We start from the raw sequence: 22,471 nt of genomic DNA on the forward strand, positions 1-22,471 counted from the left end.
TCAAAAATCAGAAATATGAAAGAATATTCAAATGGCGACGTAACTATCACTTGGAAGCCCGAAAAATGCATCCATTCAGGAGCATGTGTAAAAGGACTTGGTAAGTCTTTGGGATTTTTGGTAGGTGCATTAGTCTTGGGAACAGCTTTCCCACATTTGGTTAGAAGCTTAACAGATCAACTCCCTTGGGAGTTTGCAATATATTCTACCAGTGCTTTGGCAGTTTTTGGAGGATTTCTGATTCTTACTTTTGTTCCCGATGGACCTTACAGAAAGGCTAGTAAGGCCTTCAATCCATCTGCATTTTTTAAAGTCTTTCAAATTAAAAAATTCCGCTCAGCGGCATTTGGATATTTTGGCCATATGTGGGAATTATATGCTTTTTGGGCATTTATCCCTATTATTTTGATCCACTTTCAAACACTAAATAACCAAGAAATCAACAACTCATTTTGGTCCTTTTTGATTATAGCAATAGGAGGAATTTCATGTGCTTTAGGGGGATTAATTTCTCAAAAAATTCACCCAACAACAATCGCGAAAGTTGCTTTGACTATCTCAGGGGTTTGTTGTTTACTTTCCCCATTTTTGATCAACCAATCTTCGTTCATCCTTTTAATCACTATCCTCCTTATCTGGGGACTCGCTGTAACTGCTGATTCACCTATGTTTTCTACACTTGTAGCCCAAAATGCCCCTTCAGATTCAAGAGGGACTTCACTAACTATCGTAAATAGCATAGGATTTGCGATTACGATCCTTAGCATTCAGTTACTCAATTTTTTGATGATTGAGATCCCAACCCAATATCTATTTCTTATTTTAGCTATTGGCCCCCTATTCGGACTAATTTCAACATTCAAAACAAACCCAGTAAAGTATGTCAAAAGACAATAAATGGAAAGAAGAGCTTGACTTACTCAAATCTATCGTAGAACAAAAAACCACCCTGCAGCATACAATCAAATGGGGAATTGATGTCTATACTTTTAAAGGACATAATATTATAGGAATCTGTGGATTCAAAAACTATTTTGGAATATGGTTTTACAATGGAGTTTTTCTCAAAGACCCAAAAAATGTATTCATCAATGCACAAGAAGGAAAAACAAAAGCACTGCGGCAATGGCGACTCAATTCGATGGAAGAAATCGATGAAAAGACATTAATTTCTTATATAGAAGAGGCAATTGATAATGAAAAGCAAGGAAAAAGGTGGGTAGCAGAAAAAATCGACAATATAGAAATAACTGGGGTTTTAGCTGATGCCTTATCAGGAAATGATGAACTCGAAGCAGCATTTGAAAAACTAAGTCTCTCCAAACAAAAAGAGTATGCTGACTACATCATCGAAGCCAAAAGAGAGGCAACTCAAATCTCAAGACTTGAAAAAATAAAACCTCTCATCATTGCAGGAAAAGGACTGAATGATCAATATAAAAAGTAGCATGCTTTTCCTTTATTGTTTCAGTAGGTAAAGAAAACACTCGAAATTATACGGAGAATTATCAATGATCAACTGCTGAAGGAATTTAAATGAATATACTATTTTAAGTGTCTACTGGAAAGGAAAGAGATTTAAAGAAAAAAACTATTAAACATACTCACTTGTTAAGCATTTCATGAAACCTAAATACCTTTTTGCACTTTTAGTGCCTGCTATTATGATTTACATGATAGTAAAACCAGTAGAACAAATTGAAATGAACTTCACTTCCAATTCCTCTTTGAAAACCACGGCCCCTAGTCCAAACTGGAAAGGAACTCCAATAGATTCCAAAGGTAGATTTTCGAATTTATATCATCCATTCGAAGCTTCATTAAAAGACGTACTGAAATGGAAATTGAGTACAAACCCACAGAACGAAGAAAAGAAAAATGACACTCGCAGTTTACCCATCTCTTCACAAACTTTTGACTTCCAAACAAAAGAAGATTACATTATTTGGCTTGGACATGCAAGTTATTTGATGCAACTAAATGGGATCACATTTGTCACAGATCCAATATTGATGGATAATTTTTTCTTGAAAAGAAAAAGTAAATTACCTTTTCTATTAGAGAACTTCCCAAAAATTGATTATCTCCTCTTGTCACATAATCATAGAGATCATTGTGATGAATCAACTATTGAATGGTTGATCGAACAAAATCCTCAGATAGAAATTTTAACAGGATTGGGAATGAAATCTGTAATATCCTCATGGATCGATGATCAGGAAGTACAAGAAGCCGGCTGGTATCAATCCTACAATCTTCCTATTGAATCCTTAGAAATTCATTTTGTCCCTAGCCGACATTGGTCAAAAAGATGGTTGAACGATGACAACAAAAGTCTTTGGGGTGGTTTTTATTTGAAATCGAATGAAAAATCAATTTATTTCATGAGTGATAGCGGTCAGGGACAGCATTTTGAAGATATCAAAAACACACTCGGGTCCCCTGAATATAGTATCATGGGAATAGGTGCCTACAAACCCGAATGGTTTATGTACCAGTCTCACATCAGTCCACTCAATGCAATCGACGCTTTCAATTCTATGGGAGGAAAATATTTTATTCCCATGCATTATGGGACATTTGACCTATCTGATGAGCCGATTTTGGAGCCTTGGGATGTGTTGAGTGCTAACCAAAATAAAATTAAGGGTCAGCTCGTAGAGCCTATTTTGGGGTTAAACTTGCTTCAAGAATAACTTACATCAAGAATCCATTTTCCACAGGGTAAGAACCCGGAATATCAGTATCATCAAGCATTTCTCGAAGATCGATTTCTACTGCTCGTGCTATAGAAGATATTGGTACATCATTATAAGCAGCTTCGAAAGGATTCTCTGAATAATCACCGATTTTGTCCATTAAAAAGAAAATCCAAATAATCAACCCTGAAAAAGGAATCGTCAACCAAACATGTAAGGCTGTCGATTGATCAAATATATTCAGTAAACCAAAAGGAATAAGCGCACAAAATACATAATTCATCCAGAGTGCAGTAGATGCGTATTGTCGGGGAAGCGGGAAGTTTTTGATACGCTCACACATCCCCTGATTATCATAAAGCTTACTGATGATCTGATGAAACCAAACCTGCTTATAGTCAGAAATAAGACCTTCATTTTTCAACTTTTCTATTTCTTCACTTTGTTTTTTGAGAATCTGAGATGGGATATTGCCTTTAGTTTGAAGGAAGACAAATTCTTCTTTATTGAGGTACTTTTCAACTTCAGCTGTCAAGCCTCCGACATATTCACTACAAAATGAAGGGGCAAAAATTAACTTCTCAGGATCTTCATTGTGTTCCCAAGATTTTTTGTTTCGTAACACATGCTTTAAAGAGAGCATCCAAGCAATGTGCCTATAAACCATTTCCTTTTTTAAATCTTGATGTTTTTGTCCATCTTTCGAGTCAATCATAGTCAGAACAGCTATCGCAAATTTTCTACTGTCATTGACGATTGCGCCCCATATTTTGCGAGCTTCCCAAGTTCGGTCATAGGAACTGTTGTTTTTGAATCCAAGATAAAAAGCTACCGCTATACCTATGACGCTAATCGGTTCCCAAGGCAGCGTAAACGGAATCGCCGTGATTTCATAAATAGCGATAATTATTGCTGAGTAAAATAATCCATAGAAAAGAGGCTTTCTAGACCACCTAACAGTCATCTAAAGACTGTAATATCTTTTTACATACATACCAAAAATCTTAAAAACAGATTTTCAAGTTAATGAAATTATGGAAAAATCTATTCAAGAGCGTTCTAAATTTATTTATCTTATCTTTGTGACACTTTGTAAAAAGATCGGCAAGTTGTAAGCCGTTTTTAAAAAATATTTCCGCTGACGCAGATCATACAACATCTCCTACAGCCACAATTTTACACAGCCTTATGGCATTCAAAAATTTAAATTTAATAGAACCTATCCTTAAAGCATTAGTCAATGAAGGATATACTACACCTACGCCTATTCAGCAAAAAGCCATTCCATTGGTTTTGGAACAAAGAGACCTCTTAGGCTGTGCCCAAACGGGCACAGGGAAAACAGCCGCATTTTCTATTCCGATTATCCAGCTTCTTGCTTTACAAAAACAAAGAAGACCAGGAATAAAGGCGCTAATACTTACCCCTACCAGAGAGCTTGCTATACAAATAGATGAAAGTATTGCTGCATATGGAAAATTCACAGACATCAAGCATACCGTGATATTTGGGGGAGTTTCTCAACTTCATCAAACCAACGCTTTAAAAAGAGGGGTTGATATTCTTGTTGCCACGCCTGGAAGGCTCTTGGATTTGATCAATCAGAAATTTATTGACTTAAGACAACTTCAGTTTTTTGTCCTAGATGAAGCTGATAGAATGTTGGACATGGGTTTTATCCATGATGTTAAAAAGATCATTGCCTTACTTCCCGCAAAAAGACAGACTTTATTTTTCTCTGCTACTATGCCACCTGAAATCCAGAAACTGGCAGATGTTCTTTTGAGAAATCCATCGAAAGTGGAGGTGACACCACCTTCTTCTACGGTTGACAAAATCGATCAAAGACTCTACTATACTAATAAAAACGACAAGCCAAAATTGCTTCAGCACTTACTTGATGCATATAGAATTAGAACAGCTTTGGTTTTCACCAGAACAAAACATGGTGCTGATAAAGTAGTGAAATTCCTCGCTCGCGATGGAGTAAGAGCAGCAGCAATTCATGGAAACAAAAGTCAAAATGCACGTCAAAATGCATTGAAAGACTTCAAAGCCGGGAAATTACAAGTTTTGGTAGCTACTGACATTGCAGCAAGAGGAATTGATATAGATGAATTGGCTCACGTAATCAATTATGATTTGCCAAACGTCTCTGAAACTTATGTACACAGAATAGGTAGAACTGGTAGAGCAGGAAACACTGGTATAGCCATCTCCATCTGTGATGAAGAGCAAAGAAAAGAATTGAAAGATATTGAAAAGTTGATTGGAAAAGATATTCCAGTGATCACTGACCAACCTTATCCTTCAAAAATGCCTGCAGGAGGAAGTTTGTTACAAAAAGTAAAGGCTAAAACTCAAGGCCGAAAGCCACATAGCAAGCCACACCATAAAGGAAGAAGCTAAACAAAAAAATAGCCGTGAAAATATGTCTCACGGCTATTTTTTTTTTGTTTTTTATCTGAAATCATAGTCCACTCCAGACATTTGTGTAAGTAAGGTTGCAGGAGCATCTAATGCTTTTGCTGCACCCTTCGGTGTCGGTGTGACAGGTGAATTTTTTGCCAGATAACTTAACATCACTTGATGTAAAGTCAAATCTTTGTTTACGACATCTTTGACATTATTCATTCGACAAACAACATCAGCTGGATCGCCATCCCTTTCACATGCACTTATTGAATAGAGTTTATCTAGATCAAGAGGCTGACCTGCTACTTTTACAGATTTGACTCTTTCTCCTTCATTTCCAAATGCATTGAATTCAACTTCCATTCCTTTGAATTTGATTACCCATCCACCAAAACGCTTGGAAGCATCTTCTGCAAATACATTATTAAGCTCTTTCTCTAACCAGTTCAACAGCTGAAGTCCAGTGACCTTCCCTGTTCTTACTATACTATCGACCGGCAACATATCATAGACATTTCCTCTCGTGATTGGGATATTTCCTGTTTGGTCAGGTGTGGCATTTGGTGGGCAAAATCTAAAGCCATTCGATAAGACAATATCTATTTCAGGCATATTCCATTCTATAGCATCTAAGACCATCTGATCTATAGGATTTTCGATAACAAAATACCTGTAAAGTGGAATCGTACTATACCCAATTACAGTCTCAATATCAGCCTTAAAAGGAGCTTCAACGGTTTCTATAATTTTCTCAATTTTCTCAGAAGCTTAAATTTCATCTGATAACACATCCATCAATTCATAGGAATCATTCACAACTTTCCCTTTTTCAAAAGTCAATTCCAACTTTCCTAAAAAAGAGCCAAAAGCTCCTGGCTGAACCACTTTTGCAAATTTACCTTGGATAGGTTTTCTTACTCTTTCATGCGTATCAGCTCCCAAAATATAATCCACTCCTTCTGCTGCAGGATTGTTAGCTAAAGCGATTTCTTGAGAAAGTCCTATATGTGAAACGATGGCTACAAAAGCACATTTTTCCTGATTTTTCAAGACATCTACATAGTGAGCAACATTTTCTTCTGGTTTAGTGAAAATTATTCCCTCACTATAATTTGGAGATTGTCGATTTGGAACTAGGTGATCATTGTATCCCAAAAATCCGATTTTCACCCCATTGACCCTCCAAATGTAGTATGGAGGAAAAATCAACTCTCCTTTTTGTCCATTTCCCAAATCGTGGTACATATTGGCACATACCTTGGGTGCATTGAGTGAACCTAAGAGGTCTTGCATGGATTTCTTGTAGTAGACCACTTCCCAGTTACCTGGTAGATAGAGATCATAACTCATGGCGTTGAGTATGGGCACCATGGCTTCACCTTCAGTTTTTACAGAAAGCATAGAGCCTTGGAACATATCGCCTGTATCAATCAAAAATGAATTTTCAACTTTGGCACGTTCTTGTTGAATGAATGTATGTAAATTAGCATACCCCCAGCTTTTTTGAAAACAGACTCGCCATTCTCCCAATAGAGTTCATCATGCGGATGAATCTGACAATGAACATCTGTGGTCTGGAAAATACTGACTTTAAAGTTTGTTTTTGGGTTATCGTCTAAATCTGCGGCTTGTTTTTGAGTTTCATTGGCACAACCTGGAGCTAAAGAGATCAAACCTGTTCCAGCACTCAAAGCGCCGAGCTTTGCAATAAAACTTCTTCTAGATTTTTTCATAATTGGGTATTAGCGGTTATTTCAAGCTACTCGTTAGTTGTAAGGTAGTTTGAATATTCAATAAGTCACAAAGCAAATATGTATAAATCTAAAAATCGAAGAAGTGATAATTGTTACAAAGAGAGAAAACTTATCTCAATTTAAACTATCATCTCTTGGATGTAACAAACATCACCAAAGCTAATCTCAATAGTTATGACTTTTGTGGAGTGAAAACAGAAAATGGTGTGACCTATCCTGATTTTTACTAACTTCAAATAGCAATTAGACTATGAGCAATACAATTTCCAAAAAGTTAAAAAGCTACCTTCCTATTTTGGAATGGCTGCCCAAGTATAAAAAAACAGATCTGCAAGGTGACCTCTCAGCCGGGTTAACCGTAGGGATTATGCTGATTCCTCAAGGAATGGCCTACGCCATGCTCGCCGGATTGGAGCCTATTCATGGTTTGTATGCCGTGACTGTTCCGCTTCTACTTTATGCGATTTTTGGTACCTCTAGACAGCTCGCAGTTGGTCCTGTGGCGATGGTATCACTTTTGACAGCATCGGGTATAGCAAGTTTGAATGCTGGATCTCCCGAACAATATTTGATTTATGCACTAACACTCGCCTTTTTGGTTGGCTTGATTCAATTTGGAATGGGAGCACTCAAACTTGGTTTTGTAGTCAACTTCCTCTCCCACCCCGTAATCAGTGGCTTTACTTCCGCTGCTGCTATCATTATTGGTCTGAGTCAGATCAAGCATCTATTCCGAATCAACTTACCTAATTCTGAGCATATTCAAGAAATGGCTGTAGCCATTTTTCAAAATATTGGAGATATCCACTGGATCACCTTTGCAATTGGCTTAATTGGTATCATCATCATCAAGTACGGTAAGAAAATCCATAAAAGTTTTCCTGCACCTTTGGTTGCCGTAGTTGTCGGGATTGGTTTAGTAGCAAGTTTTGATCTAACACAATATGGCGTCAAAATCGTAGGTGATGTACCAAGTGGATTACCAACATTATCTTCTCCATCATTTGACATGCAATCTTGGAAAACACTTCTACCAATAGCTTTTACTATTTCGCTAGTAGGATTTGCTGAGAGTTTTGCAGTGGCTAAAACTATCCAAGCAAAGCATAAAAACTATCGACTCAATGCCAATCAAGAATTGATCGCTTTGGGTATAGCAAATTTTGGATCTGCATTCTTTAAAGGCTACCCTGTAACTGGTGGGTTTTCTAGAACGGCTGTAAATAACGACGCAGGAGCAAAAACAACCATGGCATCAATTATCAGTGCTGTTTTGATCGTCTTGACACTTTTATTTTTTACAGGCTTATTCTACAATTTACCAAGTGCAATTCTAGCTGCTGTTGTATTGGTTGCTGTCTCAGGATTGATAGATTTCAAAGAGCCAGTTCACTTGTGGCACAAAGATAAATTTGACTTCACCATGCTTGTGGCGACATTTATCATTACTCTGACCTTGGGTATTGAGACTGGAATTATTTCTGGGATGGTCTTGTCACTTTTAGTGGTGATCTATAAAGCTTCAAGGCCACATATGGCACAATTAGGAAGAGTTCCTGGATCCAATATTTATCGAAATATTGATAGATTCTCCGATTTGGATGTAAAGGAAAATCTTTTGATGATAAGAATCGATGGGCCTATCTATTTTGCCAATGTAGAATATATCAAAGACAAACTTGACAAATGGATTCATGAGCGAAATGATCAGGTGAAAATGATTGTATTCAATATGGAATCTGTCACCAATATCGATAGTACAGGTGCTCACGAACTCAATGAATGGATCAATACTTGGAGAAATTCTGGCACTGATATCTGTATGACTAGTATCAAAGGTCCTGTTAGAGATGTCCTCAATAGGTGGGCAATCCTAGAGTCTGTCGGTGCTGACCATGTATTTGTTGATGACAATTCAGCAGTCTCTTCATTTGACCATAAGATGGATTCAGAGACTTTGGAAAAATATACGCCTTATGCTATCCAATCTAATTTAAAAAAGTAATGTGTCAGGTTAATATCAATCAATATCTATCCAAAAATCAAAATTGGGTAGAAGAAGTATTATCCAAAAATCCTGAATACTTCAAAGAATTAAAAGTTGGACAACATCCAAAAGCATTATTGCTTGGCTGTTCAGACAGTCGAGTAAGTCCTTCTCAAGTATTTGGGACAGAATTGGGGGAGTTTTTTATTCATAGAAACATCGCTAATGTTGTATCGCATACAGACTTGAATTTTCTTTCTGTCATGCAATATGCTGTCGAAGCTTTGGGAGTGAGAGACATCATCGTGTATGGTCATTATGGCTGCGGAGGAATTAAAGCTGCTTATGAAAACAAAGCCAATGGACTGATTGATAACTGGCTAGCTAATATCAAAGATGTGATCAGACATTATAAAAAAGACCTAGATTCAATTACAGATGAAAATGAAAGGCTCAATCGGTTGGTAGAATTAAATGTTCTAGAACAAATAGAAAATATCAAGCAAACGTCCGTTTACAAAAAAGCAATGTCAAATAACATTGAACTTAATTTACATGCTTGGGTATTTGATTTCTCTACTGGCTTGGTAAGAAATTTGAAAGAAGAGGTCGTGGTTTAAGAAAAAATCCTTTGGGCTGTTCGAAGATTTAATGGTCATCGTAATGACCCCAAGCAGTAAGAACCAGAATTATCACTTTATCTTCCTCAATTCTGTATATTAATCTGTGTTTGGAATTGATCCTTCTTGACCAAGTTGGTTTTGTATAGTATTTAAGTTTTTCGGGCTTTCCCGTTCCAGTTTTTGGATTCTTCCTCAATTCATCAAAAAGTTTGTCAATTTTTAATAAGATTTTTGTTTATCGTTTTTTGGATATATTGTTATAATAGACATATAATAAGTTGTTCAAATGGTATTCTCAAATTTATAAAATTCATTTCAATTTAAATATCCTCTGCAAGACTAATAACTTACTAAGAAATATTTCATCTACCCCTAACATGAATGGAAATTATTCTTTGCTTCTCTCCACCCCTTTTGAATCCTATACGAGCCAGTACCCCCATTACCCAACCAACTCCTCAAAATCATCTCGGATATAGATAACATTTCTGCCCAATTCGATCCATTTTTTCTTTTCCAATTGCTTGAGTAATCTTGAGATTACTTCTCGGGAAGTTCCCAGTTCATTGGCGATTTCTTGATGGGTAGTATGAAGCTCATTTGACTTATACTGCTTCATCTTGGTCACAATGTAGCGCATCAATCGCTCATCCATTCGCTTGAATGCAACTGCATCTAAGGCCACCAACATTTCTTGGAATCTATTTTGATAAGTATTAGCCACAAAATCTTTCCACTGCTTGTATCTATCAGACCACTGTTCATGAAGTTGAATAGGAATACCCAATATCACTGTATTTTCCTCAGCTACGGCCTTGATTTCTGAAGGCTTGGAGGTAGTACAGCAGGTTAGGGAAAGTGCACAAGTCTCCCCTGGTTCTAAATAATATAGAAAAAGCTCTCTACCATCCTCGTCCATTCGCATGATTTTAATTGCCCCTTCAAGCACTATTGGAACCATTTTGACAAATTGACCAGGCTCTGTGATCACTTTGCCATAATCAAATTTATGAACCGTCCCTTGCTCCAACATAGCATAAAGTAAATTAGGATCGGTGATAGTAGGTAATTTTTGTTTGAGATAATCTAATTCCATCTGATAAAGAAAGGCTGAATGAGAATCCAAAATAGTGATAAATATCACAAAAGGAAAAAGGGTTGGATAAAATACCCAACCCTTTATTCAAATAGTAAACCAACCACACACTCAAGTTGTAAAGCCTCCATCGATTACATATGTAGCACCTGTGATAAATTTACTTTGATCAGAGGCGAGAAATGCGACCAAATCAGCTATATCTTGATTGACTGCGTATCTTCCAAGTGGAATCATCTGCTCAAATCCCTTCTTAACTTCCGCTCCTGCTCCAGGGGCAAAACCTTCCTCGAGTGAGCGCATCATTCTATTGTCCACAGGTGAGGGATGAACAGTATTCACTCTTATTTTCAAAGGCGCACCTTCCAGCGCAGCCACTTTCATTGCTCCTATAGTCGCATGCTTACTTGTAGTGTAAGCCATCATCTGCGCTGTCCCTCTTAGTCCTGCTACAGAAGATGTGATAATCACCGAGCCCCCATTTTTCATCAAAGGAAAGGCATACTTCATTCCTAGCCATACACCTTTAACATTCACTGCTAATACTTTGTCAAACATCTCTTCTGGATATTCGGTTAATGGCTTAACAGCACCCTCTATGCCTGCATTAAGAAAAAGAACATCGATTTTTCCCATCACCTCAATTGCCTTTTTTGTATAAGCTTCCACCTCTTTCGAATTACTTACATCCGCTGCATAAGTATATACCAATTCAGAATTCAATGTTTTTTGCGCTTCTTTCAAATCTTCTTTTCGAAGATCTACCAAGAATACAGCAGCAGCACCCAAATCTAAAAATGTCTTGGCTGTAGCCAATCCAATACCTCCGCTTCCACCGGTGATTATTGCAGTTTTTCCTTTTAATGTCATCTTATTATTGTTTTGTTGTTGATCAAAATTAGGAAATCAAAGCCCCAATTAAACAGAATATAATCAGCACTTTAACTGACTTATGTCATGATTTAAACAAATGTAATTAGCGAATTTTGACCTGTTGAAACAAAATAACCCTAGCCATGAAAAGAATCATCGTTCCCATAGACTTCTCGAGTTACTCGGAGAATGCTTTCCTCAGCGCTATGAAAATTGCCTCTAAAGGAAATAGTAGTATCACTTGTGTCAATGTAGTTGCATCAACTTTAAATTGGACTATTCTTACAGATAAGGAAAAGTCAAAACATCAGGATATTCTAGACCTTGAAGCTGAAAGTAAAGATAAATTAAAAGCTTTTATTCTGGAACATAAATCTCCAGGCATCCCTATAGAGGGAGTGGTCAATGTGGGAATTCCAAATGAAGAAATTATTAGCCTATCGGAAAAACATGCCGCTAACCTGATTGTCATTGGAGCTTATGGAAAGGGGCATATTGAAGGGAAATTTATTGGCTCTACTCTCCAAAAAGTAATGAGAAATTCCAATTGCCCTGTTTTGGCTGTCAAAAAATTACTCAATGGAAACGATCTTCGAAAAATGGCTTTCGCATCACTTTTCAACGAAGAGTCTAAGCCAGCTTTTACGAGAATGAAGCCATTGATCAAGCAGCTGAGGTGCGCTGTCCATTTTCTTTTTGTCAATACACCTGAAAAGTTTGTAACATCAAAAGAATCTGAACATAAAATGCAAAAGTATGCCATTGGACAAGAAGAGTTAATCATTCATAAACATATATATAATCATCACGAGGCCGAAAACGGTATTGTAGAATTTGCTACACGAAATAATATAGGCTTTATCGCAATGGCATCCAATAAACGAAAATCAGCAAATACATATATGATTGGTGCTACTGAAACAGTTTTATTCAAGTCGGATATCCCTGTTCTAAGCGTAAAATTTGAATAGAAAATTGAAAAGTTGCAAATCACCCAAATGTAACCTCAAGCAGTAGTCGAAAGGCTACTGCTTTTTTAAATAGAACTGTCATGTAAAAAAATTTAAATGAAGTATCGATCAAAATGTAAAAGCACAAAAAAATGGAAACGAAAAGAATGAAGGTTTTACTTTTTTTTGAATAGAAATTTCTTCTCAAAATCTACGGAACTCAAATTGCAAATCTTACTAGTCATTTTTTGTGTAAATCAACCCAATCAGTAGCTATGGAACTTAAGCAAGTAAGCAGCTTAAACATGCTCTTCTTTCATGGTATCAATCACCATTTTTTCCATCTCCTTCCAATGAATAATGGAATTACCAAGATTATCTAAACTAGAAATCACCTGCTTAATAACATTGGTTAAAGTAGAAATTGGGATTTCAGGCTGATGTTTTCTCGCATTTTGGTAAAGTTCATTAAGCGTATTTTGATAGACTACATCATGCATTCCGACCCAATCAGACCTATCTACTTGATTATTAGCGTCAATATAGGTTTTCATTTTATTGAGTTGCTCGTAAGTGAATGTTTTTAGAAAATCCAAGAGTTCTTTAACTTGATCATCATCTGTATCTTGCATTTCTTTGATATTATGCATTACATCCTTGATATCCTTTGAAGCGTAAACCATAGTACGCAATGCAAGCATCAGAGAAGTGGACTTTTGAGCAGAAGTATGATCTAAATTTACCTCTTGAAGTTTGATATGATATGCTGTAAGTTCATCTTCTAAAGCTTTGATTCTTAAATATTGAGAAAGCAAATCATAAGGTTGCTGAATGAGCTTCCTCCAAATAGTGAAATTATTGTCTTTCAAAGTATCTCCTTCCCAAATTTTGAAAATAAAATCAGCCGTAAGGTCAAATGCCAAGTGAATATCTTTCTCCATGGCTGCCACTGCAGCCTCAGGGATATTAGGATTTACCTTGCCAATATAAATAGCTACACCAGTCTGTTTTTCTTCTCCAAACTGATGTTTAAGCCACTTTTCGAGTTGATTGATGAAGGGAAAAAAGATAAGTATTCCAATCAAATTCATTGCTGTATTGAGTAACACCAATTCCATCAAAGGGTCTTTTATTGCAAATAAGGACATGGTAACATCAATCAATGTTCTTATAAAAAAGAACACTAAAAATCCTGTTATTAAATTAAATAAAAAATGTGCGAGCGCAAGCCGCTTTTTGTCCGCAGGACCATTCAAAGCCCCAATCCCAACTGTCACAGTTGTACCAATATTTGCTCCAATAATCAAGACTGCTCCTTCTTCCAAACCAATCACTCCTGCACTCATCGCTGAGAGAATAATCACTACCATAGCAGAACTTGACTGAATCAAGGCTGTCACTACTAGTCCAATAAGAAGGTAAACCCAAAGTCCATATTTATCAAATTGACTCAAATCTATCTGGTCAGCCACAGCCTCAATAGCTAATTTCATAAAATCAAGACCCAAAAATAAAAGTCCGAAACCTACTGTAAATGCTCCAAGATTTTTTAGCATTGGACGACTTGAAAAAAAGATAAACATCAGACTTCCAATCCCTAAAAAAGGCATTGCAAAAGAAGCTACACTAAATTTAAATCCTAAAGTTGCCACTATCCAAGCGGTCATTGTGGTGCCAAGATTAGCGCCTAGAATTACTCCAATTGCATTCTTAAGATTAATCACTCCTGCTCCTAAAAATGCCAAGACCATTAAAGTCACCAATGAACTACTCTGCAAAACTGCTGTAATTAAAGCACCGATTAAAATGCCCTTCCATGCAGTATTAGTGGATTTTTGAAGTAGGTTCCGAAAAGGTTTTCCTGCCAATTCTTTGATAGACCCTTCCAACTGATTCATCCCCCAAAGGAAAAGTCCAATGCCAGCCAAAAACTTCCAAAAGTCGAAAACCTCTTGTTCCATAGTGATCAATGATGCGCAAAACTAAGATAAGGAGAATCTCTAAAAATGTAAGCTTGAATAGAAGACTGTTAAAGCTAATTAAACAAATGTTGAATGATTTTTATAAAGATCCGTACCTATCCTCCCATTCAGGTCATCAAGGTTCCATTTAAAAAGAAAAGGTACATTATATCTAGAAAATTATTTTTTACTTTTCTCTTTCTTGATAGCCTTAGGATTATACCAAAGAATAAGACCTGTTATACTTAAAAGTATCAAAAGAACAGATGTGAGGGTAGTATAAATATGCTTTACACCTCCATCTCTTCCAAAAATAAAATCTAGTATACTTCCATCGTGGATTTTTTCGATTAGGTCGGAATTACGCTGACTTACTGAGAGAATTGCTCCTGAATAACCATCTACTTGAATTTCTGTAAAATGTCTCTTGAAAACTACTTTGGCGATTCCTTTTTCTGGACGAATATCTACCCTGTCGATTTCATTGCTTTTTCTGACACTATCTTCCATATGAATTCTAGCTGAGGCAATAATTTGCTCTATTGGAATCCAATTTGAACCCGACTCCACCCTAATCTTTTGCGTTTCGGGAATCAAGCGCATCTCTTTTTTCCAAGCCAACATAATCGCTGTCACAGAAACCAAAATCAAAAAAATAGCAATAGGAACTCCAAACCATTTGTGGAGTCTCCTCGAGATTCTTGTTTGATTGACTAATTTATTGATTTTTGACATAGACTTAAAAGATCCTCGAAAAATAAAGCAATAGTGTGCTTTTTCAAAAGAGAATCATATCAACGGTGAAAAGCTAGGCTTAATTAAGCGAAAACCACATTAGCCATTTTCATTGCTTCATTGAATTCCATCATATTAAGCTTAGTTTCATGACCACATTTTTCCATAATTTTGATCAAGGATTCTGTAGCCACATTTCCCACTAGATCATCCTTTGCCATTGGGCAACCTCCATACCCTTTCAAAGCGCCATCAAATCTTCTACAACCTGCTTTCATAGCAGCTTTGACCTTGGGTTCCAAGTCTTCTGATCTTGAATGCAAATGAGCACCAAATTCAATACTTGGATAAGCCTGAATATTCATTTCAAAGAGCTTTTCAATCAATTCTGGATTGGCAGTTCCCACAGTATCTGCAAAAGAAATAATCTTGATTCCCAGCTCATATAGCTGCCTCACAAAATCAGCAATCATCTCTGGTGAATATGGATCTCCATAAGGATTTCCAAAACCCATGCTAAGATATGTAACCAAAGTCTTGCCTTTTATTTCTGCAAGATTTTGAATTTCTTCTACTGCATGTAAAGCTTCTTTGATGGATTTATTGGTATTTCTTTGCTGAAAAGTTTCAGAAACTGACAGTGGAAATCCAAGATAATCTATTTCTTGAAATTGTAATGCGTCTTCTGCACCTCGGCTATTTGCCACTATTGCAAGTAACTTTGACTTACTATCAAAAAGATCTAAAAGATCCAACAACTCTGCCGTATCTCTCATCTGTGGAATCGCCTTTGGGCTTACAAAACTCCCAAAATCTATGGTATCGAACCCAACTTGAAGCAATTGATTGATATATGCGGCTTTTATGGCTGTATCTATAAATTGCGGGAGTCCTTGCATGGCGTCCCGCGGACACTCTATCAGTTTAATCATGCCTTGAAGATAGACTTGCGGACTTGTAGACACAAGTTTTTTAAGTAAAAAGCAAATGAAAAATCATCTAAGTAAGAATAAGACTACTCAAAGATTCCTAAAATACTTCTTTAGCTATTTTATATGTTGCGCCTGCTTTACTCATGGTATAATAATGTAAACAGGGTGTTCCAGCTGCAATCAGTTCCTTACTCTGCTGAATGGCCCACTCTATCCCTACTTGCTTTACATCTGCATTAGATTTACACTTTTCTAATTCATCCATCAAGGCATCAGGAAGATCTAAGAAGAAGGTTCTAGGTAGCATTGAAATCTGACCCAAAGTGGTGATCGGCTTCAAACCTGGAATGATAGGAACTGTAATTCCAATGTCTCTGACTTTTTTAACAAAATCAAAATATTTCTCGTTATCAAAAAACATTTGTGTAACAATGTACTCAGCTCCAGCATCCACTTTCTCTTTTAAATGCTTCAGATCAAATTTCAAACTTGGAGCCTCAAAATGCTTTTCAGGATAACCAGCAACTCCCACACAAAAGTCTGTCTGAAAACCTGTCTCAGTTTCTTCATGCAAATATCTTCCATGATTCATCCCTACAATTTGTGCCACCAAATCTTTGGTATAAGTATGTCCATCTGGCTCAGGAACAAATTTATTCTCACTTTTAGGCGCATCACCTCTGAGTGCCAAGACATTTTGAACACCAATAAAATTCAAATCAATCAGCGCATTTTCTGTTTCTTCTTTTGTAAATCCCCCACAAAGCAAATGAGGAACAGCTGCCACTTGGAATCTATTCATAATTGCAGCACAAATCCCTACAGTTCCTGGTCGCTTTTTGGTACTCACTTTTTCGAGAAGGCCATTTGGATGTTTTTTGTAAATGAACTCTTCTCTATGATAAGTAACATCTACAAAAGGGGGATTGAACTCCATCAAAGGCTCAATTCCCTCACATAAGTCTTTGAGACTTTGCCCCTTCAAGGGAGGAAGAATTTCAAATGAAAAAAGTGTCTTCTCTGCTTCTGCTATATAATCTGTAATTTTCATATTTATGACTCTTGAATATTAAATGATGGAGTGTAAGCTAAATTAGGTGAAAGCCATTTTTCTGCTTGCGCTAGACTGACGCCTTTTCTTCTTGCATAATCCTTGACTTGATCCTCAGCGATTTTACCAAGACCAAAATATTTACTCTCTGGATGACCAAAATAAAAACCACTAACTGATGAAGTTGGATACATGGCATAGCTGTCTGTAAGTGTAATTCCAATATTCTTCTCTACCTCAAGCAATTCAAATAATGTTCTTTTCTCAGAGTGTTCAGGACATGCAGGATAGCCAGGAGCCGGACGGATTCCTGTATAAGATTCTTTGATCAAATCATCATTATCCAACCTCTCTTCTTTTGCATATCCCCAAATATCCTTTCTCACCAATTCATGTAAGTACTCTGCCCCTGCCTCTGCTAATCTATCAGCCAAAGCTTTGAGCATAATATCATTGTAGTCGTCTCCGGTTGCTTGAAATTCTTTTAGTTTTGCTTCTATCCCCCATCCCGCTGTCACAGCAAAGCCACCAAGGTAATCTGTTTTTTCTGGATGGATATAGTCTACCAAAGAACGATTTGGAACACCCTTACCTTTCTTTCCTTGCTGTCTCAAAAAGTGGAAACTAAAACCTTGATGAGGCAACACCAAATCATCTTCAGATCGCTCCACTGGAAATAAACCCACTACAGCTTTTGCTTGCAGCCATTTTTCTTCAATAATCTTATCCAGCATTTCATTTGCTTCATTGAATAGACGTTGAGCTTCTTGCCCTACCACTTCATCTTGAAGTATCTTCGGGTATTTTCCAGATAGCATCCAAGTACTAAAAAAGGGGGTCCAATCTATATATTTTCTCAAAATATTAAGATCTAAACTCTCCAATATCGTTGTGCCAAGTTTAGCTGGTACTACAGGCTCATAATGATCCCAATCGATAAAAACGGGATTTGATTTAGCTTCCTCGTATGTAGCCATTTGCTTGACCTGCTGCTTTGCTTCATGTTCAACTCTAAGTTGCCTGTAAGTTTCCTTAATTTGCTTGTGATAAGCTTTTCTAGTTTCTTCGGAAATAGATTCTCCTGCAATTGGAACTGATTTTGAGGCATCTGTCACATGGATAACCGTTCCTGAGTAAACTGGATCTATTTTTACAGCAGTATGTATTCTTGATGTCGTCGCGCCTCCAATGAGGAGAGGGATTTTCAAACCTTGCTTTTCCATTTCAGACGCTACATTTACCATTTCATCCAAAGACGGTGTAATCAAACCACTCAGACCAATAATGTCAACTTTATTTCGATTCGCTTCATCAATGATTTTTTGTGCATCTACCATCACACCCAAATCAATGATTTGATAACTATTGCAGGCAAGCACAACTCCTACAATATTTTTTCCGATATCATGAACATCCCCTTTTACGGTTGCCAGAAGGATTTTCTTAATGCTGCTTTGCTCTTCGCTATAATCTGAATCACCTATTTGAGGCATAAAGGGCTCCAAGTAAGCCACTGCTTTTTTCATCACTCTGGCAGACTTTACTACTTGAGGAAGGAACATTTTCCCCTCACCAAAAAGATCTCCTACTACATTCATCCCATCCATTAAAGGACCTTCAATCACCTTGAGTGGATTTTTCAACTCAATTCGAGCTGCTTCAGTATCATCGATAATGTGATCTATGATTCCTTTTACCAAGGCATGTTCTATCCTTTTGGCAACAGCTTCTTCCCTCCAAGCTTCTGTAGCCACCTCCTTTTTGTCAGTAGCTTTTACCGTTTCGGCAAAATTCAATAATGTTTCTGTAGCCTCGTCATTTCTATCAAAAAGTACATCCTCCACCTTTTCCAATAGATCTTTTGGTATATCATCATAAATCTCCAACATTGTAGGATTGACAATGCCCATGTCCATTCCATGACGAATCGCGTGATATAGAAAAGAAGCATGCATGGCTTCTCTCACAGGATTATTCCCTCTGAAAGAAAAGCTCACATTGCTCACACCTCCACTGACTTTAGCCCCTGGGAGATTTTGCTTGATCCATTGGGTGGCATGAAAAAAGTCGATAGCATTTTTTCTATGTTCGTCCATCCCTGTAGCCACAGGAAAAATATTCGGGTCAAAAATAATATCCTCAGGGTTGAATTTGACTACATCAACTAGGATGTCATAACTGCGCTTACAAATATCGATTCTTCGCTGATAAGTATCCGCTTGTCCATCTTCATCAAAGGCCATGACGACAACAGCAGCACCAAATTTTTTGATAGTTTTGGCTTGCTGAATAAATTCTTGCTCACCGTTTTTTAGACTGATCGAATTTACAATTCCTTTGCCTTGAATACACTTCAGTCCAGCCAATATAATCTCCCACCGACTACTATCAATCATAATCGGAATACGGCTGATTTCTGGTTCTGACGCTATCAAATTAAGAAATCTTTGCATCGCAGCTACACCGTCAAGCATCCCTTCGTCCATGCACACATCCAGTATTTGTGCTCCTCCTCGAACCTGGTCAAGTGCTACTTCCAAAGCTTCATCGTATTGCCCATTTAAAATCAATCGAGCAAATTTCTTTGATCCAGTTACATTGGTTCGTTCACCGATATTGACGAAATTGATTTCGGGAGTGAAAATCAAAGGCTCCAATCCCGAAAGCTTCATCACACCTTTATTTTTTATCTTAGTCATCTGATTCGTTTACAAATTCTAATTTTCTTGGGCTGTATTTGGCAGCTGTTTTGGCTAAAGCTGCAATATGATCAGGTGTGGTTCCACAACAGCCTCCCAAAATATTAATCAATCCATCCTTAAGAAACTCCTCTACTTGAATTGACATTTCTTCTGAATCCTGATCATATTGACCAAACTCATTCGGTAAACCAGCATTTGGATAGGCACTGATATTGAAAGGAGCGTTTTCTGAGAGTACTTTTAAATATGGACGGAGCTCTTTTGCCCCCAAAGCACAATTAAGACCTATACTAAAAAGTGGGATATGCGAAACAGAAATCAAAAATGCTTCTGTAGTCTGTCCTGAAAGTGTTCTCCCTGATGCATCTGTAATGGTTCCTGAAATCATCACAGGAATACCACCTTCTAGTGGATCTATTGGTAAACCTCTCTCTTCGAATACTTCTTGAATGGCATAAATCGCTGCTTTGGCATTGAGTGTATCAAATATGGTTTCGACCAAGATGATGTCTGAACCTCCGTCCAATAAGCCTTCTACCTGTTCCTTATAGGCTAAGGCTAGATCATCAAAAGAAACAGCTCTGTAACCAGGATCATTAACATCCGGCGAAATAGATGCTGTTCTATTGGTAGGGCCTACTGCTCCAGCTACGAATCTGGGTTTATCTGGTGTTTTTTGAGAATATTCTAAAGCAACTTCCTTTGCGATTTTTGCTGATTGGAAATTAATTTGATAAGCAAGTCGTTCTAAGCCATAATCTGCCTGCGCTATCGTAGTTCCGCTAAATGTATTAGTCTCAATAATATCAGCTCCAACCTCCAAATATGCAGCATGAATAGCTTTGATTATATCAGGTCTGCTAAGTGAAAGTAAGTCATTATTTCCTTTGAGCGGCTTAGGGTAATCTTTTAGCTCAGGAGTTCTAAAATCTTCCTCTGTCAGCTTATATCGCTGAATCATGGTGCCCATGGCTCCATCCAGAATTAAGATCCTTTTCTTTGATTGGGTGAGAAGTAGCTTGGTTCTATTCATTTTGCTCTATATCTTTTCAAAAAACTTATTCGAGCAAGAACCGGAAGAAAAAAGACTGTTAATCTAATCTACCGCTCATCTATTTCTGTTCTACTTCAGAATGGGAGTTAGCACCTTGTTGATTCAGGTTGCTAAGACGTCGCAGGGCCCTTCCCTCGGTCTTTCTCGATAAGCAATCTCAAAGGTAAGTTCTATAATTTAATTATATTCATATTTTCAAAAATTGTTTGTCAAAAAGTATAATTCAATAATGAATTGAATAAAAAACGGTACTATCAATAATAAAATTGGAAGAATATCTCTAATAAATTAAGGTCTGATACCAACAGAAAAATGTAAATATGGGTTTGCCATGTATTTATACATGGGAGTATCTAATAATCTAAACCTGCTCAGAGGAGCTTCATAACCTCCCTGAATACCAAAGACTAAATTAATTCCTCTTTCAGAACTAAAAGGAACAGCATACATGATATAGATTTCAGGCTTGGCCATCATTCCAGATTTTCTTAAATAACCATCAAAATCTGGCTCTTCAAAAAGCAAAGGAAAATCTGGTTTGGAATTGTTAATCAATGAATATCTCAAATTAGCATACCCAATACCCGCTACACCTCCCAACTCAAGATTTTTTCTTTCGAAAAATTTTCTTCCAAAATTCCCGTAAAGTCTTACACTATTTAAAGTCTGTGATGAAAATCCATTTGCACCACCTTGTAATGAAACGTTATAAATATCAGCTCCATAAAGTATGCCTTTACTTTCTCCCAAAATTTTAACTCCCCAATTATTAGGCTTTTCTTCAAAAGGCTCAAGTCCATTTTGTTCAAGAATTGTATTGAATTGATCTGGACTTGTAAAATGAAGGCCACTGATCAAGTGAATTCCTAAAGAGGCATCTTTATAAAAGAAATTATGATCAGGTAGAGAAATCCCAACACCTGCTCTAATAAATGCACCACTTTGCGCATTATCAAATTGAATTCCATTCAGCTCCCATGAGTTTTCAAAGGGGCTAAAAGCATAACCGAATTTTGTCATAATCTCAAGCACCTCTTCGCGGCCTGGGATCTCTACGTCTAATGACGCCTGAAATCCAATTTCAGTTAATAAACCTGTAAAATATCGACTGCCCTTATGAATATTCCCGTCTCTTAAGACAAAACCATGAGCAGGGTTTTGCAAAAATTGATTGACAGTTTCAGCAGGATTTTCTTTTAGCATTTGAAAATTTAAAAATCCTGATCCTACAGACATATAATGAATGAATTGAAAACTACCTTCCTCTGTCAAAGAATAGCCTACATTTAACAATGCCCGAGTAGTTCTGTAGTCCAAATCATAACCATTAAAAGTTGACTTCATTCCTGCGTTTTGATACAATTCGAAACCCAAAATAAAATCATTGTATCTGGTTTGGTACCCTAAACCCAAATTTGAATATCCATTTCTCATGGGAGTCAATCCTTTATTTGCTAACATCTCGTTGAATAAGCGCATATTGGCACCTGTTCTGCCGTAAGTAGCATAGATTGTAGATCTATTTCCTTTATTACTTTGAGCAAAAGATAAAGTACAAAAGAAAACAAGAAATAGAAGAATGGAAATTCTCATAAATAAGTTTTGAGCTGTAAAATTAATTGAAATAACCCAAGTAAAA

The 22,471-nt window shown here is 37.0% G+C and carries 21 protein-coding genes and 1 riboswitch; of the genes, 7 read left to right on the forward strand and 14 right to left on the reverse strand.

Annotated features, from left to right (window positions below):
- The first annotated feature begins 15 nt into the window (after nt 1–15).
- From BELBA_RS17235 to BELBA_RS17245, 3 genes are all read left to right on the forward strand, one after another.
- The gene (locus tag BELBA_RS17235) at nt 16–897 is read left to right on the forward strand and encodes an MFS transporter (protein ID WP_014773957.1); all 882 of its coding nucleotides are present in this window, start codon (nt 16–18) and stop codon (nt 895–897) included.
- Entirely contained in the window at nt 881–1,447 is a 567-nt protein-coding gene (locus tag BELBA_RS17240; protein ID WP_014773958.1) for a YdeI/OmpD-associated family protein, read from the forward strand. The genes BELBA_RS17235 and BELBA_RS17240 overlap by 17 nt, the downstream gene beginning before the upstream one ends.
- Nucleotides 1,448–1,622: 175 nt before the next feature.
- The gene (locus BELBA_RS17245; protein ID WP_014773959.1) at nt 1,623–2,696 is read left to right on the forward strand and encodes an MBL fold metallo-hydrolase; all 1,074 of its coding nucleotides are present in this window, start codon (nt 1,623–1,625) and stop codon (nt 2,694–2,696) included.
- Nucleotide 2,697: 1 nt separating this feature from the next.
- Here BELBA_RS17245 and BELBA_RS17250 read toward each other — a convergent pair whose 3' ends face one another.
- Complete coding sequence (locus BELBA_RS17250) at nt 2,698–3,663, reverse strand: bestrophin family protein (RefSeq protein WP_014773960.1); 966 nt, start codon at nt 3,661–3,663, stop codon at nt 2,698–2,700.
- A gap of 224 nt (nt 3,664–3,887) precedes the next feature.
- Between BELBA_RS17250 and BELBA_RS17255 the strand changes: the two genes are divergently transcribed.
- A complete protein-coding gene (locus BELBA_RS17255; RefSeq protein ID WP_014773961.1) occupies nt 3,888–5,108 on the forward strand; it encodes a DEAD/DEAH box helicase in 1,221 nt (406 codons plus the stop codon).
- Between the two features lie 51 nt (nt 5,109–5,159).
- On the opposite strand, the gene BELBA_RS20255 is transcribed toward BELBA_RS17255, so the two are convergent.
- The 3 genes from BELBA_RS20255 to BELBA_RS20265 form a co-directional block, all read right to left on the reverse strand.
- A complete protein-coding gene (locus tag BELBA_RS20255) occupies nt 5,160–5,753 on the reverse strand; it encodes a 5'-nucleotidase C-terminal domain-containing protein (protein WP_245531093.1) in 594 nt (197 codons plus the stop codon).
- A gap of 129 nt (nt 5,754–5,882) precedes the next feature.
- Nucleotides 5,883–6,644: a metallophosphoesterase gene (locus BELBA_RS20260; RefSeq protein WP_342626380.1), complete on the reverse strand. Its 762-nt coding sequence runs from the start codon at nt 6,642–6,644 to the stop codon at nt 5,883–5,885.
- Nucleotides 6,545–6,847 carry a hypothetical protein gene (locus BELBA_RS20265; protein ID WP_245531095.1) on the reverse strand — a complete coding sequence of 101 codons (303 nt, stop codon included), beginning with the start codon at nt 6,845–6,847 and terminating at the stop codon, nt 6,545–6,547. Before BELBA_RS20265 ends, BELBA_RS20260 begins: the two co-directional genes overlap by 100 nt.
- 271 nt (nt 6,848–7,118) lie before the next feature.
- Here BELBA_RS20265 and BELBA_RS17265 point away from each other — a divergent pair, with 271 nt between their 5' ends.
- Together BELBA_RS17265 and BELBA_RS17270 are read left to right on the forward strand one after the other, a co-directional pair.
- Nucleotides 7,119–8,873 carry a SulP family inorganic anion transporter gene (locus tag BELBA_RS17265; protein ID WP_014773962.1) on the forward strand — a complete coding sequence of 585 codons (1,755 nt, stop codon included), beginning with the start codon at nt 7,119–7,121 and terminating at the stop codon, nt 8,871–8,873.
- The gene (locus BELBA_RS17270; protein ID WP_014773963.1) at nt 8,873–9,475 is read left to right on the forward strand and encodes a carbonic anhydrase; all 603 of its coding nucleotides are present in this window, start codon (nt 8,873–8,875) and stop codon (nt 9,473–9,475) included. Before BELBA_RS17265 ends, BELBA_RS17270 begins: the two co-directional genes overlap by 1 nt.
- A 28-nt stretch (nt 9,476–9,503) precedes the next feature.
- Here BELBA_RS17270 and BELBA_RS20530 read toward each other — a convergent pair whose 3' ends face one another.
- From BELBA_RS20530 to BELBA_RS17280, 3 genes are all read right to left on the reverse strand, one after another.
- On the reverse strand, nt 9,504–9,707 hold the full coding sequence (locus BELBA_RS20530; protein WP_085931046.1) for a Txe/YoeB family addiction module toxin: 204 nt from the start codon (nt 9,705–9,707) through the stop codon (nt 9,504–9,506).
- A 213-nt stretch (nt 9,708–9,920) separates the two neighbouring features.
- Nucleotides 9,921–10,574, reverse strand: coding sequence for a Crp/Fnr family transcriptional regulator (locus BELBA_RS17275; protein WP_014773964.1), 654 nt, complete (start codon nt 10,572–10,574; stop codon nt 9,921–9,923).
- 111 nt (nt 10,575–10,685) lie between these two features.
- A complete protein-coding gene (locus BELBA_RS17280) occupies nt 10,686–11,444 on the reverse strand; it encodes an SDR family NAD(P)-dependent oxidoreductase (RefSeq protein WP_014773965.1) in 759 nt (252 codons plus the stop codon).
- A gap of 146 nt (nt 11,445–11,590) precedes the next feature.
- Between BELBA_RS17280 and BELBA_RS17285 the strand changes: the two genes are divergently transcribed.
- A complete protein-coding gene (locus tag BELBA_RS17285) occupies nt 11,591–12,418 on the forward strand; it encodes a universal stress protein (protein ID WP_014773966.1) in 828 nt (275 codons plus the stop codon).
- A 278-nt stretch (nt 12,419–12,696) separates the two neighbouring features.
- Here the strand turns inward: BELBA_RS17285 and BELBA_RS17290 are convergent, their stop codons facing one another.
- The 7 genes from BELBA_RS17290 to BELBA_RS17320 all read right to left on the reverse strand — a co-directional run bounded on the left by BELBA_RS17290 (nt 12,697) and on the right by BELBA_RS17320 (nt 22,425).
- On the reverse strand, nt 12,697–14,358 hold the full coding sequence (locus BELBA_RS17290) for a Na/Pi cotransporter family protein (RefSeq protein ID WP_014773967.1): 1,662 nt from the start codon (nt 14,356–14,358) through the stop codon (nt 12,697–12,699).
- Nucleotides 14,359–14,538: 180 nt separating this feature from the next.
- Nucleotides 14,539–15,093 carry a PepSY-associated TM helix domain-containing protein gene (locus tag BELBA_RS17295; RefSeq protein ID WP_014773968.1) on the reverse strand — a complete coding sequence of 185 codons (555 nt, stop codon included), beginning with the start codon at nt 15,091–15,093 and terminating at the stop codon, nt 14,539–14,541.
- Nucleotides 15,094–15,176: 83 nt separating this feature from the next.
- Nucleotides 15,177–16,025: a hydroxymethylglutaryl-CoA lyase gene (locus BELBA_RS17300; RefSeq protein WP_041779430.1), complete on the reverse strand. Its 849-nt coding sequence runs from the start codon at nt 16,023–16,025 to the stop codon at nt 15,177–15,179.
- A 97-nt stretch (nt 16,026–16,122) separates the two neighbouring features.
- Nucleotides 16,123–17,076 (reverse strand): methylenetetrahydrofolate reductase [NAD(P)H], encoded by a 954-nt coding sequence (gene metF, locus BELBA_RS17305; RefSeq protein ID WP_014773970.1) that lies wholly within the window; start codon nt 17,074–17,076, stop codon nt 16,123–16,125.
- Nucleotides 17,077–17,078: 2 nt separating this feature from the next.
- Nucleotides 17,079–19,775, reverse strand: a complete 2,697-nt coding sequence (metH, locus tag BELBA_RS17310; RefSeq protein WP_014773971.1) for a methionine synthase — start codon at nt 19,773–19,775, stop codon at nt 17,079–17,081.
- Complete coding sequence (locus BELBA_RS17315) at nt 19,768–20,811, reverse strand: homocysteine S-methyltransferase family protein (protein WP_014773972.1); 1,044 nt, start codon at nt 20,809–20,811, stop codon at nt 19,768–19,770. Before BELBA_RS17315 ends, metH begins: the two co-directional genes overlap by 8 nt.
- A 72-nt stretch (nt 20,812–20,883) precedes the next feature.
- Nucleotides 20,884–20,986, reverse strand: a riboswitch (SAM riboswitch).
- Between the two features lie 134 nt (nt 20,987–21,120).
- Nucleotides 21,121–22,425: a hypothetical protein gene (locus tag BELBA_RS17320; protein ID WP_014773973.1), complete on the reverse strand. Its 1,305-nt coding sequence runs from the start codon at nt 22,423–22,425 to the stop codon at nt 21,121–21,123.
- Between the last annotated feature and the right edge of the window lie 46 nt (nt 22,426–22,471).

This window comes from Belliella baltica DSM 15883, from assembly GCF_000265405.1.
Classification (GTDB): domain Bacteria; phylum Bacteroidota; class Bacteroidia; order Cytophagales; family Cyclobacteriaceae; genus Belliella; species Belliella baltica.

Bases quoted from the DNA above. Each gene is read 5' to 3' on its own strand.
- BELBA_RS17280 (WP_014773965.1), bottom strand. From the start codon at position 11,444: ATGACATTAAAAGGAAAAACTGCAATAATCACCGGTGGAAGCGGAGGT.
- BELBA_RS17235 (WP_014773957.1), top strand. From the start codon at position 16: ATGAAAGAATATTCAAATGGCGACGTAACTATCACTTGGAAGCCCGAA.
- BELBA_RS17270 (WP_014773963.1), top strand. From the start codon at position 8,873: ATGTGTCAGGTTAATATCAATCAATATCTATCCAAAAATCAAAATTGG.
- BELBA_RS20265 (WP_245531095.1), bottom strand. From the start codon at position 6,847: ATGAAAAAATCTAGAAGAAGTTTTATTGCAAAGCTCGGCGCTTTGAGT.
- BELBA_RS17250 (WP_014773960.1), bottom strand. From the start codon at position 3,663: ATGACTGTTAGGTGGTCTAGAAAGCCTCTTTTCTATGGATTATTTTAC.
- BELBA_RS17290 (WP_014773967.1), bottom strand. From the start codon at position 14,358: ATGGAACAAGAGGTTTTCGACTTTTGGAAGTTTTTGGCTGGCATTGGA.
- BELBA_RS17240 (WP_014773958.1), top strand. From the start codon at position 881: ATGTCAAAAGACAATAAATGGAAAGAAGAGCTTGACTTACTCAAATCT.
- BELBA_RS17275 (WP_014773964.1), bottom strand. From the start codon at position 10,574: ATGGAATTAGATTATCTCAAACAAAAATTACCTACTATCACCGATCCT.
- BELBA_RS17320 (WP_014773973.1), bottom strand. From the start codon at position 22,425: ATGAGAATTTCCATTCTTCTATTTCTTGTTTTCTTTTGTACTTTATCT.
- BELBA_RS17315 (WP_014773972.1), bottom strand. From the start codon at position 20,811: ATGAATAGAACCAAGCTACTTCTCACCCAATCAAAGAAAAGGATCTTA.
- BELBA_RS17300 (WP_041779430.1), bottom strand. From the start codon at position 16,025: ATGATTAAACTGATAGAGTGTCCGCGGGACGCCATGCAAGGACTCCCG.
- BELBA_RS17295 (WP_014773968.1), bottom strand. From the start codon at position 15,093: ATGTCAAAAATCAATAAATTAGTCAATCAAACAAGAATCTCGAGGAGA.
- BELBA_RS17285 (WP_014773966.1), top strand. From the start codon at position 11,591: ATGAAAAGAATCATCGTTCCCATAGACTTCTCGAGTTACTCGGAGAAT.
- metF (WP_014773970.1), bottom strand. From the start codon at position 17,076: ATGAAAATTACAGATTATATAGCAGAAGCAGAGAAGACACTTTTTTCA.
- BELBA_RS17245 (WP_014773959.1), top strand. From the start codon at position 1,623: ATGAAACCTAAATACCTTTTTGCACTTTTAGTGCCTGCTATTATGATT.
- metH (WP_014773971.1), bottom strand. From the start codon at position 19,775: ATGACTAAGATAAAAAATAAAGGTGTGATGAAGCTTTCGGGATTGGAG.
- BELBA_RS17255 (WP_014773961.1), top strand. From the start codon at position 3,888: ATGGCATTCAAAAATTTAAATTTAATAGAACCTATCCTTAAAGCATTA.
- BELBA_RS17265 (WP_014773962.1), top strand. From the start codon at position 7,119: ATGAGCAATACAATTTCCAAAAAGTTAAAAAGCTACCTTCCTATTTTG.
- BELBA_RS20255 (WP_245531093.1), bottom strand. From the start codon at position 5,753: ATGGTCTTAGATGCTATAGAATGGAATATGCCTGAAATAGATATTGTC.